The sequence below is a fragment of the Duodenibacillus massiliensis genome (assembly GCF_928721995.1).
Classification (GTDB): Bacteria; Pseudomonadota; Gammaproteobacteria; order Burkholderiales; family Burkholderiaceae_F; genus Duodenibacillus; species Duodenibacillus massiliensis.
In genome coordinates this window covers 2,290,059-2,305,131 of record NZ_OV788642.1, presented here as the reverse complement: position 1 = coordinate 2,305,131, position 15,073 = coordinate 2,290,059, and the positions used below count along the sequence as shown (strand labels likewise).

Here is a 15,073-nt window from a genome sequence, read left to right as displayed (position 1 = left end):
TTTCACTTTCGACTCTCCTCTGCCGCCAGCACCAGCCGCCGCTTAATAAGCGGTCGCACTGCAGCAACAATTCCAACCGTTCCGGAAGACCTGACTTCCGATGCGTCCGTGGGATAAATCTGCGCAAGGACAAGCGGTCTCAGGTACGCCGCCGCGTTGATTCCGCCCTTGGCGTTCTGCTGAATCGTCAGGGTGTAATGACTTCGCAGGGGTTTTGCGTCATCAACCAGAGACACAATGTCTTCCTGCATCTCAACGTCAATAGTTCCCTCGACGTCAGCCTGAGTTGCCACGATCTCAAACGTATGTGGCTCTCCCTTCGGCGTTTTCTGCCACCACTCCCGGATAACAGCCGCAGAAGAAACAGACGCAAGCGCCTGTTTGACCGCCTCTACCGTTCCCTTTCGCCGTTTGTCGGCAATGGCCGTTTTCAGCACACTGCGCTTAACGGCCAAAGGCCATGTGTCGCGCCACACCGAAACGTCATACTGTGTTGCAAGATGATCCAGGGCCGTGCTCGACTGACGGTCAATCGAAACGTAGATCGACGGAATATCCACAAACCCCGAAGCAATCTGAAGTTGCGGATCAATGGCCTTGGCCGCAGCAGCAACGCCCTCATCCTTTGCAATCGAATCCGGCAGCAGGTCATCCAGAACCACTTTTTCCAGTTCAATTGCCATCGCTATTCCGCCTTTGTGCCTTCATAAACAACCGTTACCTTGGTGCACTGCGCTACCTTGCTGCCGGTGAGTTGCACAAACGAAGACGGCTGCATGCTCGAATCATCCACGCGGGCAGCACCGGCGTTGATCACAGCCGCCACCAGACGCCCGGGCAAAATGTCACGTCCGATCTTTGACTGCTGCCATACGCGGTAGCTTTCAACTGCCTCATTCACAGCCTTCTGAATGAACTGCGCCTTGGGCTTGTCCTCATCAAGGATCCAGTAATGCAGCACGATCTCATAGGGAACCGCCTCGGGCGAAAGTACCTGAACGTAGTCAGTGAGCGGCCTGATCGTGTCGGAGCTCAGGTAGTCGCGAATCTGCGCAAGAACTTCTTCAGTGGGAAGCACGCCTCCCTCCAGTAGCGGGTAGACATCTACTTTCCCCGGCACCGGAGACACAACCGACACGTCAATCACCGCAGAGCTCACCGACTTTGCGTGATAGATGTAGGCCTTGCTGGGGCCAGCTACCGAAAAGCTGTTTGGCGCAAGCCGCACACGCTCGGCAAACTCTGCGTCACTTTCAGCATCGGCCCCGCCGGTCGTAATCGTGATGTTTTCAGCAGAAGCCACAAAAACAGACGGAATAACCATGGTCGAAATCTGGCCTGCCAGGTAGTCGTTCCCGACAGTACCGGACTGCGTGCAGGTAGCAGTTACTTCACCTTCAAGTTTTCCTGCAGGGATTTCAAGAGCACTGTCCGTAGCAAACGTCACCACACCATTTGTCACCTCAAAGCCCTCTGGGATCTCATAAATGTTTGCCAGGGCCTGAGCCAACCTGAAGCGGAGGGTGGTTTTGGCGCTGCTTTCCGCCAGACGTTTCACCGAAAGGTAGCTCCCCAAGGCGTCCAGATACTCACCCTGTGCGTAAGAGAGAAGATTTTGCTGTGCCGCCGTGTTCACCGCCGCACGCTGCTGGATGAGGATGTCGGCAATACTGAGCAGGAAAAGTCTCACCGGATCCCCGGCTGCAAGGCTTCGCCCGGTAATCTCCTGGTACTTCGTCAGAATCTCAGACTTGATGCTTTCGGCATCCGTTGTCAGAAACTCAACCGCCGGCAGATTCCAGCGCGGAAAACTTTCTGCCATCACTCTTCTCCCTCGTTCAAGATGGAAACAATCACCCGCGGCCTGATCAGGCCGTCCATGGCTTCTGATTCCGTCCCTTCAAACTCAACCGATTCAACGCGAACGCGCGGCTCATAGGACTCAACTGCCTCAATCACCGCCGCTGTCATCAGGCTGCGTGCCACCGGATACGGTTTATCCAGATGCTCCCATACGATCCCCAGATCACGGTCCAGCGGGACACTGCCCTTGCGTGTTGCCAGGATGGTGCGCACGTTCTGCAGGATTTCTTCACGCTCAGAAGACGGCTGAAAGCTCACATCCCTCACCGCAGTCACTGCATAAGCCATCAGACCACCTCCGACAATTCAACTGACGCTTCAGCCACAATGCAGACACCCGCTCCGGTGTGGAAACGCCGCTCTTCCGAAACGGACTCAATCACAAATCGCCCGAGATACTCACCACCGATCACCAGAACATGGGACTCATGCCCATCCGTCAGGCGCTTTAACATCGTGAGCCCAAAGAGCGGCGGAACGTTCAGTGACGTATCAAACCGCAGCCGCAGGCTGATGCGGTCAAGTTCCGGGCCGATCCATTCAAGTACCGGCTTTTGCCCGATGACATCGTGCTTTGCCCACCTCACCGAGCGGCTTCTCGCCAAATCCTTAAAAGTGAACACCTTGTCAAAAGCGCAAATAAAAGGGACCGTACCGAACACTCCCAAAACGGGCATCAGCTTGCTCATCTTTTAAGCTCCTTAATGGGGCTCGGACGTTTCTGCGCCGTCCCCTTGTTCCTTGTGCGTGTGATTCTTCAGACTGATCTCGCCCGCGGTCACGTCACCGTCAGACTTCACATCGCCCGTTGTTTCAAGCGACCCCTCAACCTTGGCAGTCGCTCCGCTGCCGCCGGAAATCGCAAAGCCACCCTTGCCGGTAATCAACTGCTTCACCGTGAGCGCTCCGTCAACCATCACGTTTCCGGTGACATGTGTATCAGGCGTATCAACCGTCACCTGCATGGACGCCTTCACTGTGGCCGTTTTACAGGTCACCGTCACGGCTTCCGGAACTGTGGCCGATACGTTCTTTCTGTCCGCCGTCAGCACCGTGCCTTCGATAATCGCCGTCAGCACGTGGGCTGCCATATCGTAGGAAATGCGCGTCCCGTCTTTAAACAACGTCGTGCGCTTGTTCTCATCGCTTTCCGGAAGTTCAATTTCACCCGCGTAAAAACTCCCGATAATGAAGCCTTCCTCCGGCCCCGTCGGCAGGAAAAGGCAGAGCACATCCTCGCCGACATTGACGCTGTTGAAGTCCTTCGTGGCAAAGGTGTTGCGCTGCAGAATCGGCAGGTCAAAAGAAACCGTACCGTCATCATCGTCAAAAACCACGCGGGCCGTTCCCTTTTTCGGGTTGATACTTGAAACCTCTCCGATCCGGATCAGGTCATTAATCTTTTCCGGCAGCGCGGAGTGTTCAAAAAGTCCCATCTCAATACGCGTTGTTCACACGCCTCAAACTGATGTCCGTTCTGTAGCCGGACGAATCCAGCGAATGCACTGCTTCTTCGATGATGAAGTTCCCGTCAAAGCTGCCGAAGCCGCTGCACTCAACAACGGCACCGGCCACAAGCATGACATCGCCAATAACTGAAATCCGCCCCGTCACCCGACGTTTGTTGAGGCTGCGCAACTTTGCCGTTGCAAGGCGCTTTGCCTCCTCAAGGGACTTAGCCCGGCGCTTGAGGGCATACTCCTGCCCGTTCGGATCGGCATCCGGATCGGTGGCCGTGTAGGTCATCACTGCCGGATTTGTGCTTTTCCCGGATACCGGTCGCAGGTTGAAGTCATAACTGCCCGCCTTTTGCTTGGTTTTCTGTTTCGGGTCCCGGTAGGACACCATACAGGTGCGGTATGACTCGCTCTGAGCACTCTCAAATTCCCAAGAAATGACCTGCGATGTACCCAACACGAGCGTTTCAACCGGCGCTTTCTTTTCGTAAGCCGCCTGATCAAACACCACAATCTGATCATCTGTGACCTTCAGGGAAAAGCCCGCTTCATCGGTAAGCCTCACCAAAAACGCAAGATCACTCTCTTTTGACTGATCCTGCCTGTCGTACTCCGGATCCGTCTGCGTATCAAAGAGAAGCCCCACACCAGCCTCACCTGCAATTGATCCGGCAATCGCTTTGAGCGTTGTCTTTTCCCAGGCCCGGGTTCGTAGCCTGCGGCGAATCGGCTTATTCATAGGCACCGACACCGCCCTCATTTCGAATACTCTGGGCGATCCGGACACCCGCAGCGTATCTGCGTAAAAAGTACCGCATGCGAGCTCAATGCCGGGAATAAGAACAGTTCCGGCAGACAAAAAAGCCTGAACCACCTCGCCGCCGTCAGGCTTCCACTGCGATGCCCACTTCCCGTCCGGGTCCATGAGCGTCAACGTCACCTCATCGGCCTCGGCATTCTCTTTGTCGGTATAGGAAAAGGAAAGAAGATCCGGCATCAGATCCTCCGTCACGTCCGTTTTCGATGCAGAAAAAAGCAACCGAAGTCTTGTCTGCAGCGGTTCCATCAGTTTCTCCTTTTCCAAGGCGGAAGGTTGAGCTCGTATGCCGCCGACTGCGTATTGATCTCCGGCACTGCCAGCCGCTTCCCATACGAAAAAACCACAGTCTTCCTGTGGTTTATGTTGGCCCGGATGAGAACATCCAGAAAACGCTCATCCCCATAGAGGCGCTTTGCTATCGCATCCCAGGTGTCGCCCTGTTTGGTGACATACTCCGTCATTAAAGCTCCTTAGGAAAATGAGAGTCTCCGTTCTTCCGCCATGAGACGCTGCAGATCCTGCTTCAGGCTCTTGCTACCCTCGGTCAACCCGCGGCGCACCCCTTCATAAGCATCTTTGCCTCCGGATACATTGATGACCGGCGCGAAGTTCACATTAATGGAAGCCGGCCCCTTGCCTCCCACTTCCGGCAAACGGGAGAGCGGAAGAATGGCCTCAGACTCTTTACCTTCGCCAACCATTGCCAGGGTCGGTCCCGTTGCGATACCGCCCTCGGCAAGTTGCGGGACCTTCGGGATATCCACAGACAACGACTTTCCGCCGAGGCCGGGAACCCAGTCCGGCACCTTAAACGAGAGCAGGCTGTTGATTGCACCGATGAGCGAATTGATCATCCCGATCACCGAGTTAATCGGCCCCTTCGCAGCCGCTGCAATGGTGTTCCAGGTCTGCGTCATGTATGCCTTGACGGTATCCCAGTTTTTATAAAGGGCAATACCGGCGGCCACAAGGCCGGCAATTGCTGTGACAGCAAGACCTATGGGATTAGCGCACATAAAGCGCAGGGCAATGCCAAGTCCCTTGACCGCCAACGTCAACCCCTTCATCACTCCGGAGCCGATAACTGCAGCCACTGTAAAGGCCTTCGAAGATACCGCAGCAGCCAAAGCCGCGCCACGGAACAGCAACATCGCCTTTTGCGCAGCAAGCACAAACACGCCTAAAGACTTAAATCCTGCCAGTCCTGAGTAGACAACAGCCGATACACCGGCCATAGCCACCCTAAATACTCCGTACGCTGCGACCCCTTTCATCACCCAGGCCACCAGTGCTTGGTTTTCCTGAGCCCATTGTCCAAACCAAGATGACAATTTAACAACATATGAGCTTATTTCCTTGAGCGGCTTCAGCAGAGGCTCGCCAAGGATCTGCCCGACGTATCTTGCCGTGTTCGCAACCAGTGACAACGCATTGGATGTTGTTGCACTTCGGGCTTTAAACTCGGCCAACATTGATCCAGCAAACCTCGCCTTATCGGCTACTTTGGCAAAGTTCTCTTCCAAAGCCTCCAGATTCTGCATCATCGGGCCAACGGCAGTGGCAGCCTCATCGCCGAACATGGCATTGAGATACTGATTCCACATTTCCTTCGGGACCTTCGTCTGGATCGCCTTAAGCGTTTTGACGATTGTTGCCGGCGCATCTTTCTGCAGATCTTTCTGCATCTGCATAGGATCCATGCCGATGTTGGAAAAAGCCGCAGCCTGTCTATCGGCCATGGATCCGCCCAATCCCAGTGCCCGCATCATGGCCTTAATGCCTGTAGCTGCTGTATCAGCTGAAGCACCTGCCGCAATGACCGAGGCAGAAAGAGCAGCTGTCTGCTCCGAAGTCAGCCCGGCCACACGACCCAAGGCTCCATACCGCTGCAGCGTATCTCCGATCTCCTTGGCCTGGGCAGCGTTGCTGTTGGACAAATAGTTGACAGCATCAGCCAGGCGGTAGGTTTCATCCGATGTGAGTGCCATGCCGCTCTTCCACTTAGCCATCATGGTGCCGGCCTCTTCTGCAGTCACACCGAACGCGACTCCCATTTGTGCCGCTTGCCGAGTGAACTCCGTGAGATCTTTTGCTGCTATACCAGACTGCCCGGCGGCAGCCGCAATATTGGCAAGCCCCGCCGCCGAAATCGGGATCGAGAGACTCATCTTCTGCAGGTCTTTCTGAAGTTTGCTCAGACCGTCAGGCTCATCAAAATCGACAACCTTTGCCACTTCAGCCATAGCATCTTCCATGTTCATGGCCTCTTTGGTTACCATGCCGACAGAACCCATGAATTTTCCGGAAAGCTCAATAGCGCTTGCAAATGAGGAAAAAGACTTTGACCGATACGAATTCAGTGTTTTCTGCGCCTGCGCAGACCTTTGCTGGATCTTCATCAACTTTTGCGTTTCAACCGCATACCGCTCTTGTCTTGCCGTCAGTTTCTGAATACTTTCACCGCTGTAGGAGGCTGCCAGCGCGTTTTGTTTTAACGCCTCAGAGTTTCTGCCCAGAGTCTTTTTGGCTAGTCCGTAAGCCTTCGTCAGTCGCCTTGCCAGCTCAAGTTGCTCTTTCGTCGGACTAGCCGTTCTTCTGATTGATTCTGAAACCGCATCCAGCGCCTTTTTCTTATTAGCAGCATCCTTTGCCAGGCGCGCTCCTTCTTCACGAAGACTAATCAGAGACCCGATATCAGAAGAGGCCTTGTTCATCGCCTCAATCTGTCTTTCAAACTTTCCGACTTTGTCTCCCGCCTTAGCAAACGTATCGTTAAACGTTCCTGCCAGCTTGCCCGATACGGTGAAGGCAATCGCGTAGTCCTTAAGTCCCATATTTTCTCCGGGCAAAATAAAGGCCCGCAAATGCGAGCCCGGAAACCAGCATAATGGAAAACTCCATCAGCAGAACAACAGCAGGTAGCAGAAATAGAGCAGAAAATAGATAAACACGCCTGCCACCGCCAATTGCAAAAGCAATACGATGAGATTCATCACTGCCGTAAGCAGATTAAACAACGCCCCGGCAAGATCAAAAAAAGCAGCCATGGTCGGACCCTTAAGACGCCTAACACTTCCAGTAGAAGTATAGTGCAAAAGGTTGCTCTATTTACCTTTTCCTGCTCTTGTTTCAGCCTTCAGACAGGCATTTAAAGCCCGCTCCCAATCAACCACTTCGACCAGAGGTATCCGTTCCCACTCCATCGGCCCGCTGTATGTGCTGCGAGCCAGGGAAAGGTAAACGATCTTCAGAGCATGATCCGGATCATCCCTCTCTGCCACTCCGGTCAGTCGGATAAAAAATCACAGACCCTGAGCCCAATGGCACAATAGTCTTTCGCCGGCAATCCCTGCATGAATTCCATCGGTAACTTGGCAGCCTTAGCCGCCAGGAATGCTCCGAAATCTACATCTGAGGCCATCAAGGGAGAATATCCTCCGGACCTCAGCCAGTCTCTTTTGGCTGCAGACACATCCACTCCGGTGAGCCCCTCAAGATCGAACTCCAGGTCTTTGTACGTTTTGCCTTCAAATTCGTAGGGCTTTTTCAGTTGAATTTTCATAATCACCTCGCAGCAGCCGGCTTAACCGGCTGCTTTTACATCAGTTCAGTCCCAGATCGCCGCGCACAGACGACAGAATGTCTGTGTCGCCGAACTTGGCCACATAGTTGAACTTGTCGATTTCAATAGCGGCCTTGCCGTCCACATAGAGCTTGATGTACATCACCTCAAATTCTTGTTCGGTGTCCGTCGTTGCCCCCGTCTCAAAGGAGCCAAGGTTTGTCGACTTCGTCGCAATCCTCAGCGTCATTCGCACGGGCTTGGTCGAGTACGTCCCTTCGGAGGCGTCATAGACCTGCTGCGAGCCGCGGACTTCAACGGAGTGCGCACCGGGAGATGCAAGCGACATTGCCGCCTTCTCAATCGTCCGCCAGTTAAAGCTGACAGTGATCGAGCTGTAATGCCCGAGCACCGGGCTTTCTACTTCCCCGGCAATGCCGGCACCGCTCACGGTGTCGGTCATGGCCTCAATCGTCGGGAGCGTGACGGTCGCAATCCCGAGCAGATCGTTGTTGTCGTTATAGACACGAAAGCCGATCAGCCGCTCTGGAATCTTGTTGGATCCTGCTGCCATTCTCTTTTCCTCTCATTAAACAAAAAGTGTCTGCAGATAGCTCGGGTCATACTCAAGCACGAACGAGATCTCGCGGTTCGGGCTGGGCGGCGTAATGCGCACATGGAAGACTGAAATGCCGTCCATTAAATCCGTTGTGGGGTTGTCCGATTCGCGGAACTCCACAGTGCCTCCCAGGATGTACTGCTTGGCCGCAAGGCCGTTCATCCAGATGTTGGCCGAATCCACAATCACATCCACCTGGCGGCGCGTGAGCGGATAGTCAACACGCTGCCAGAAAGTCTGCACAAATGTGTTGCCGACCCAGGCAAACATGCGCCGGATCGGAATAAAGGCATCCTTCACGTCAGTGTTAGCCGGGTAGCAGGCCGTACGGTTTCCCCAGCACTTCCAGCCGCCTGTGAAATTCAGGGCCGTCACAATTCCCTGGCCGTTAAGGTAAGCGGCCGTCTCAACATCCAGCCACACCTCTTCTCCGTCATTAAGAACCGCCGATGTCATCTGGTAATTCTTGTTGGATGGCGAAACGTAGGGCACATCATCGTTTTCAGAATCCACCTGACCAATGAGGCCCGCAAGTTGCGTGGACTGATTAAAGACGATGCCGTCTAAAGCAAGCTTCGGCCAGCAGGCAATCTGCGTCGGATCCGTCACATTGTTCGTGTTCTTCCAGGCTGCGGCTTCAGTGTAGGTCTTCACCTCATCGGTCGGGATGTCAACGATGCAGACTGCATTAAAAACGGAATTGATGCCGGAGGACTTTGCAGCCATCACGGCAGCCACGCCCGGATTCTCGGAAAATCCCGGAGCAATGATGAGACCGGGCACCAAACGGAAACGCGGGAAGCATTCGCTCACCAGTTCAAGACCGCTCTTGACACCGGCAGCGGTCACACCGCCGATGATGTCATCAGCCGACACCTTGGACGGGTCGAGCTTTTCAGCTGCAAACGTCAAGTCCGTGCCCGTCGCGCAAAGGAAGTCGCCTTCGGAGTTCTTAAGCGACGTAACCACCAACTGGCCGTCATCGTCAAAGGAGAGCGTGTAGTCCGTCCCCAGGGCGTAATCACCGCTCGTTCCGGCGAGAACAACAGTGGACGCAATGATGGCCGTTTCCGGAATCGTGGCACTGCCGGTCTTTGTGTCCAAAGCCACCTGAGTAATGGAGGCCGTCACCTTGTGCTTTGTCGGGTCAAGCACGTTAACAATGATCGCGGGCCCGACGCCGAACAGCGAGAACTGCGAGTAAATGAACTCGGAGATCGAAAAGCCGAACTTCTTCAGGCCGCTTGCCGCATCATCCGCAGGCGGCACGTAACCAAACTCCTTCACCGCCTCAGCGTAGGAGTAAACGAGCTTCGGCACATTGACGTTGGACGGATCGGTCATGTTGACCGGAGCCGTACCGACGATAAAGGGAATGCCGGCAGACACCTCTGCTGTCGGCAGCAACGAGGTAGCTACCTCGGAAATTCTGACACCGTGGTTATAAGCCATAGTCAGTGCTCCATAAATTTCAGAATTGATCTTCAAACTGCGGCGTTTTAATGAGCCACCGGGTACTCATCGACATCTGCCAGTTGGGCCAGGGCTGATCGTCCGGCAGCCTGCACTCCAAAGGGAACTGCAGCACGTAGCGGCGATCCAGCGTCTGCATCGGCATCCTGAGCAAAGCCGTCCGGATACGCTCTGCCATCGTCAGCAGATAGGCGTAGCCGTCATTACTGGTACTGTGACAGCAGAGAATGAGGTCAACCGTGACCTCCGTCACTTCACGTTCAGCCGTTGACCCCATCACACGGACAATGATCTGCGGCGAGAAGTCCAGGTCCGTTTCGCGCTTCTGGGGCAAATACCCGTCAACAACTACCGGCTGGCGCATCAGCTGGTCATCGCAGGGCATGGCCGAAAAGGTTTGCGACAAATCCGCCAGAAAAGACCGCAGCGCAGCGGCCAACATAATCTCAACCACTTCGCTTCTTCTCCATCAGACGTTTTGTTTCATGTTCCAGGCGCTCAGAAAGCGTTTCGGAAATCACCTGTTCAACGAGTTCGTGACGACCATCCTCCGAGAGCATCTCCGGAACGGAGATTTCCTTCAGATGCACAATCGGATAGCGGCCGGGCCCGACACGAGTAAATATCTGTCCCTTGTGCTTAAAGCCCCTGGGAAGAACCTTCGGCTTCCCGCGCTGTGCCTCCACCCTAATCTGACGCTGTCCGGATCCTGTTGTTTCGGCCACGCCCGCCGGGCGATGCCTGAACTTCATCAGAGGAATCCTTCGGCCTTTGCTGACAATCTCTCCGGTCGTAGAGTTCGGGCTGAACTTCTGCACCCTGAACGTCCGCTTCACATCCGAGGACCTGATCGTGTAATCCTGCGTGACCGCTTTCGCGGCCGCAGTCTTACCCCGGTCAATCGCACGGTTGGCTGCCAGAGAGAACGCCTTTTGCAGACCGCCCGGTATCCCCTGCAGGTACATCCGGGCATGCTCAAGGGCATCATTGTCGACAGAAACGTTGAACTGCGATTTCACCGCGCCTTCCTTTCGGCCTTGATCACAATGAGTCCGTCCTCATCGCTGACGTGCTTCACAACAAACATAACGTTGTCAATAGTGAACACCTCATCAACCGCCGGGGCCCGTATCTCGGAGGAGAGCACATAGACGGTCGTGAGCAGCGTGTACACGCCCTCATAAAGAGAGGGCGCGGTATCAGCCTCATTCGTGTCGATGATGCAGCGCAACCGACGCCCGTTGATCTCATGAACTTCGGCAAACTCCTCCATGTTCATGAAAACCGTCAGGGCGTCACGCGCCACCATATCCTTGAACCTGCTCATCAGGCCGTCACAATATCGCTCATGCGGCAGAAGCTCTCCGGATGCCGCACAGCAACATCAATGGACTGCAACGCACGGATTTCAACGCCGCCGTTGTCGTATGCCGTCTGGCTGTACGGGTTGGGAAGCAGTTCCACCACGCCCCATTCGCCGATCACCAGGTCAGACCAGTTGCCGAAGAAGAGTTCGGAGCAGTTCGTGGCCGTGCCCTTCGTAAGGTTCTTGCGCACCTGATTACTGCGGGCGACCGGATAGCCGTTCAGTTCGCCGGGAATGCCGTTCTTCACAGTCTCGGTGATCGTCTTCCAGATGTACTGCTTGTTGCCGTCCTTGATTTTCTTCATGGCACCGATGGTCACGGCGTTGGCAAGGTAAGCCATCGTGGCCACGTCTGCGTTGGCATCGGCCACCAGTGTTTCCATTTCGATCAGGTGGTCGAAGTCAATGGGAGCACCGTTTTCGCCGCCTTCGACCGTCAGGATGCCGGCCTGGTTGGCAACGCCAAGAGGCATACCGTCTTCACCGGAACCGCAGAGCGCGGCAAGGTCAAGGCCGAGGGCAATGGCCGTAATGAGTTCACGGCGGACAAAGCTTTCAACACCGATGGAGGGCTGCATCAGCATATTGCGGGACACAAAGGACTTGGCCGCAATGGTCTTCATCTTGAGAGGCACCTTGTCAAAGGTAGCACCGGACTTACTGACAGTGCCGGTTTCGCTGATCCACTGGGTGTTGGCTACGCCCGTCTGACGCGGAATTTCAACGTTGCCGACAAGCCCCGTGAGCATCGTGGCCCCCAGGCGCGTCACCATGGCCTTTGCTCGCAGCGCTTCAATAAAGGAGCCGGCAAGAAGCTTCGTCTCAACAAGGTTGCCGCCCTGTGCGGCCGTACCGACAAGGTAATCGCCGGCATCACGGCGACCTGTGAGGGAAATGTCCGTGGGCATGAAGAAGCCGTTGGTTTCTCTGCCCATGCGGCGGGAGAGCTCCACGGAGACTTCGCGTTCAAAGCCTGCTGCACGCCAGTCGTTGTTAAGCGATGCGTTCAGCGCACGGACAATGCTGTACTGCCCCTTTTCTTCCGGTGTGAGACCAAGGTTCAGATCCTCGACCACACGGCTCTTGGGGTCGGCTACAGACGTTGCGCTGCGCGTGCGCAGCTCTTCCATAACCGCTGCACGGGCTTCGTCGAGCGTGCGTCCTTCATTGATCAAGGCGTCACGGCGATCCTGGCTGACATGGAAATCGCGGCACATTGTTTCGATGCTGCGGATACGGGCTCGTTCAGCGCTGCGCACCTGATCTTCATTGACGCGGATTTCAGCTGGATTGGCATCAACTTTCAGGGCGCGCGTTTCGTCCTTCACCTGTTCAGGCTGCATCATCTTCTTTTCCTCGGGCATAGTGTTTCCCTCTTCCTTCTGTGGTTTACTCAAACTCCGATAAACGCCGACAGAAGGATCTGCCGGCACCGTTACCAAAGACACTTCAAAAATTTCCCAATCGGTCGCACGGCGCGTCTGTTCGTCCGGCTTATCCCAGGCAAACACGCGGTATCCGACCGACACATTGACCAACACACGGTCCTTCACCAGATCCAGCGCCCGGCTGCCTTCTTCCGTTTTGGCAAACCGCGCCCGAATGTAAGTTCGGTGTTCGTCCTGCTCAATGCCGTCAACGACACCGAGCAGACGATCCCAGTCGTGGTTAAAGAGCAGCGGCATTGACCGCTGGCGGTCACCGGTTCTCATCGCTCCGGGTTCATGACTCAGAACCTCAAAGAGCCCGCTATACATCTCCACAGGTGCATCGGATACGACCGGAAAGCGGAATGTCCGCGCCTCTTCGTTCACATCGGCATCCGAAGCCGCAAGCGATCTGTACCGCAGCTCCTCGGATTCCTTCGGCGTTTCTTTCGTCATCCTTGTCTCCAATAAAAAACCGACGATCACTCGTCGGCCTTTTCCTTCTTCTCTTCTTCCGGCTTTATCTTCACCGGCTGATCAAAGTTGAGCCCTAGTTCGGCCGCACGCTCGCGGTCGCTCTGAATTGCCTTATCCACGTCCTCGCGGTCCTGACCGTTTCCGATCGCCGCGATCACATCACTTCGGCTCATGAAGCCATGCTGGACAGCAAGCGCATAGGCCTGAACTTCCTTCGCCGGATCAACCCAAGACCAGCCGCGCGGCTTAAAGCGCACTTCCTGATACCGTGACTTGTTGTTGAAGTAGTCCGGGATATCCACCGCTCCGGAAAGAACGGCCGCATCAAGCCATCTCCGGTAAATCGGCGTCAGGTAGTTGCGGATCAGCCACCCCTGCAGCACACGCCAGAGATCCCGCTCGTTTAAAAGCGCCAAACGACTGCTGGAGTAGTTGCTCTGGCTGTAATCCCGGCTCAAAGCCTCATAGGAGACGCCGACACCGGCCGCCACTTCGCGCAGCATGTAGCGCATGAAAGGGTCAAGGTTGGCATTGGGGCGACTCGGAGAAAATCCCTCAAAGCTTTCACCAGGGAGTAATCGCTGGAAAAGCCCTGGAGAGCTCTTCACAATCGGTTGCTCGCGTGCTCTCTTGAGGATTTCTTCGGTACCTTCTGCACCACAGACGTCAATCCCCTGCTTCACAAACCCGACGATGTTGGCCGCCGCCCTTGCCGCGACGAGTTCGGACTCGGTGTAGCCGCCCATATCCCTCATCTTCCGAAGCGCCATGTGCATCCACGGCACACCTCGGGTTTGCGGCCAGCGCTTCACGATGTACATGTGAAGGATCTCATCAGCCGCGATGCGTCGAATCGTGGCCGCGGCCGGACTGCTCAGAAACGTCGTGTCCCCTGGATGTGTTGTCCGCATCCAGTAGGCCAGAGGCCGGTGCCACTCGTTCACCTCAACACCAAGCCGCACCGTTGAACCCTGTCGGGTCTGAAAAGTACCGCTCGCCTGATCCAGCAGCAGATCCGGCTCAATGAGATCAAGCGCAAACGGGATACGGCCGCCGCCGAAAGCCTTGGGGACGATCCTTACCAAGGCTTCACCGTCAGAGAACACGCCGCCTACAGCCACCCGCAGGAGATCCGTGAGAGACAGAAGTCCCGCCGTATGGCAGGTATTGCGATCCGACCATTCAGCCCAAGCCGCTTCAATACGGTCATTGATGGCCGCATCCGGTTTACCGTCTGCTCCGGTCACCAGACACTGCAGCCCGATTCCGGTCCCCACGACGTTGTCCTCAATGATGCGTTGCAAGTTTGCTGCGTGAGGATTGTCACGGATCATTTGCCGACTGCGGTTGCGCATCGTCTCAAGGCTGCCGGCAAGCTCTGTGTCTTCACTCGACCCTCCGGCCATCCAGTCACTGGTGAGACGGCCGCCAGCGGCTGCAGCGTACTGACGCTCAACGTACTCACCGATTTTCTGCCTTCTGGCCAGCGTCCGAAAATAATTGAACAGTTTCATGACACAAATTCCACATGCATCCGACGCGGATCAACTCCACGCCGCCTGCAGCATTCGAGATACACCTGTTTTTCCCAGTACTCGACCAGGTCCATCAGCTCTTTTGCGCTGTTGTACGTGAGGTTTCGCGTACCGATGGTGTAGCTTTTGACGCGAGAACCACCTTTTGTGTAATCAGCAAGAGCCGCCTTTGCCTGAGCTAAACATTTTTGCGCTTCAGTCCGGTGGTCAAAGCCCTTGTCGGTCATGGCTGCAATCACACGAAAATCCCGCAGCGCAACCGTTTTCCGGTACGAATCCCCGTAGGTCATCTGCATCAGGAGGATGGACTCCCCTTCCGGCAGCTTCTCTGACGCTTCCGGAGAAAGCTCAATGCGCACCGTATCGCTGCGTCTTTTCGCCGGCACCTTTACCAGGCAACCGGCAGCCGTCCGGATGAAAGCCGTTGGTTCGGCATCTGGATGCAGGCACTGAAAATGCTCTTTGACATTCACC

The 15,073-nt window shown here is 55.4% G+C and carries 18 protein-coding genes; all 18 read right to left on the bottom strand.

Features of this window, described 5'->3' with window-relative positions; genetic code table 11:
- Positions 1-2 precede the first annotated feature (2 nt).
- On the bottom strand, positions 3-683 hold the full coding sequence (locus NXF97_RS10630) for a phage tail protein I (RefSeq protein WP_074008639.1): 681 nt from the start codon (positions 681-683) through the stop codon (positions 3-5).
- A gap of 2 nt (positions 684-685) precedes the next feature.
- Positions 686-1,822, bottom strand: a complete 1,137-nt coding sequence (locus tag NXF97_RS10625) for a baseplate assembly protein (protein ID WP_274955960.1) — start codon at positions 1,820-1,822, stop codon at positions 686-688.
- Entirely contained in the window at positions 1,822-2,151 is a 330-nt protein-coding gene (locus tag NXF97_RS10620) for a GPW/gp25 family protein (protein ID WP_274955959.1), read from the bottom strand. Before NXF97_RS10620 ends, NXF97_RS10625 begins: the two co-directional genes overlap by 1 nt.
- A complete protein-coding gene (locus NXF97_RS10615; protein WP_274955958.1) occupies positions 2,151-2,552 on the bottom strand; it encodes a phage tail protein in 402 nt (133 codons plus the stop codon). The genes NXF97_RS10620 and NXF97_RS10615 overlap by 1 nt, the downstream gene beginning before the upstream one ends.
- A 12-nt stretch (positions 2,553-2,564) precedes the next feature.
- Positions 2,565-3,299 (bottom strand): phage baseplate assembly protein V, encoded by a 735-nt coding sequence (locus NXF97_RS10610; RefSeq protein ID WP_274955957.1) that lies wholly within the window; start codon positions 3,297-3,299, stop codon positions 2,565-2,567.
- A gap of 1 nt (position 3,300) precedes the next feature.
- Positions 3,301-4,317, bottom strand: a complete 1,017-nt coding sequence (locus NXF97_RS10605) for a phage late control D family protein (RefSeq protein WP_274955956.1) — start codon at positions 4,315-4,317, stop codon at positions 3,301-3,303.
- Positions 4,318-4,385: 68 nt separating this feature from the next.
- Positions 4,386-4,601 carry a tail protein X gene (locus tag NXF97_RS10600; RefSeq protein WP_074008647.1) on the bottom strand — a complete coding sequence of 72 codons (216 nt, stop codon included), beginning with the start codon at positions 4,599-4,601 and terminating at the stop codon, positions 4,386-4,388.
- A 9-nt stretch (positions 4,602-4,610) separates the two neighbouring features.
- Complete coding sequence (locus NXF97_RS10595) at positions 4,611-6,974, bottom strand: phage tail tape measure protein (RefSeq protein WP_274955955.1); 2,364 nt, start codon at positions 6,972-6,974, stop codon at positions 4,611-4,613.
- 66 nt (positions 6,975-7,040) lie between these two features.
- Positions 7,041-7,187: a hypothetical protein gene (locus NXF97_RS10590; protein ID WP_274955954.1), complete on the bottom strand. Its 147-nt coding sequence runs from the start codon at positions 7,185-7,187 to the stop codon at positions 7,041-7,043.
- A 239-nt stretch (positions 7,188-7,426) separates the two neighbouring features.
- A complete protein-coding gene (locus NXF97_RS10585; protein ID WP_274955953.1) occupies positions 7,427-7,702 on the bottom strand; it encodes a phage tail assembly protein in 276 nt (91 codons plus the stop codon).
- A 40-nt stretch (positions 7,703-7,742) separates the two neighbouring features.
- Positions 7,743-8,276 carry a phage major tail tube protein gene (locus NXF97_RS10580; RefSeq protein WP_274955952.1) on the bottom strand — a complete coding sequence of 178 codons (534 nt, stop codon included), beginning with the start codon at positions 8,274-8,276 and terminating at the stop codon, positions 7,743-7,745.
- 15 nt (positions 8,277-8,291) lie between these two features.
- Entirely contained in the window at positions 8,292-9,773 is a 1,482-nt protein-coding gene (locus NXF97_RS10575; protein WP_274955951.1) for a phage tail sheath family protein, read from the bottom strand.
- A 19-nt stretch (positions 9,774-9,792) separates the two neighbouring features.
- Positions 9,793-10,248, bottom strand: a complete 456-nt coding sequence (locus NXF97_RS10570; RefSeq protein WP_274955950.1) for a hypothetical protein — start codon at positions 10,246-10,248, stop codon at positions 9,793-9,795.
- Positions 10,241-10,813 carry a hypothetical protein gene (locus NXF97_RS10565; protein WP_074008653.1) on the bottom strand — a complete coding sequence of 191 codons (573 nt, stop codon included), beginning with the start codon at positions 10,811-10,813 and terminating at the stop codon, positions 10,241-10,243. The genes NXF97_RS10570 and NXF97_RS10565 overlap by 8 nt, the downstream gene beginning before the upstream one ends.
- Positions 10,810-11,121 (bottom strand): hypothetical protein, encoded by a 312-nt coding sequence (locus NXF97_RS10560; protein WP_074008654.1) that lies wholly within the window; start codon positions 11,119-11,121, stop codon positions 10,810-10,812. The genes NXF97_RS10565 and NXF97_RS10560 overlap by 4 nt, the downstream gene beginning before the upstream one ends.
- Positions 11,121-13,043, bottom strand: a complete 1,923-nt coding sequence (locus tag NXF97_RS10555) for a phage major capsid protein (RefSeq protein WP_274955949.1) — start codon at positions 13,041-13,043, stop codon at positions 11,121-11,123. The genes NXF97_RS10560 and NXF97_RS10555 overlap by 1 nt, the downstream gene beginning before the upstream one ends.
- A gap of 26 nt (positions 13,044-13,069) precedes the next feature.
- Positions 13,070-14,578: a phage portal protein gene (locus tag NXF97_RS10550; protein WP_274955948.1), complete on the bottom strand. Its 1,509-nt coding sequence runs from the start codon at positions 14,576-14,578 to the stop codon at positions 13,070-13,072.
- Complete coding sequence (locus NXF97_RS10545; RefSeq protein ID WP_274955947.1) at positions 14,575-15,072, bottom strand: hypothetical protein; 498 nt, start codon at positions 15,070-15,072, stop codon at positions 14,575-14,577. The genes NXF97_RS10550 and NXF97_RS10545 overlap by 4 nt, the downstream gene beginning before the upstream one ends.
- Position 15,073 lies beyond the last annotated feature (1 nt).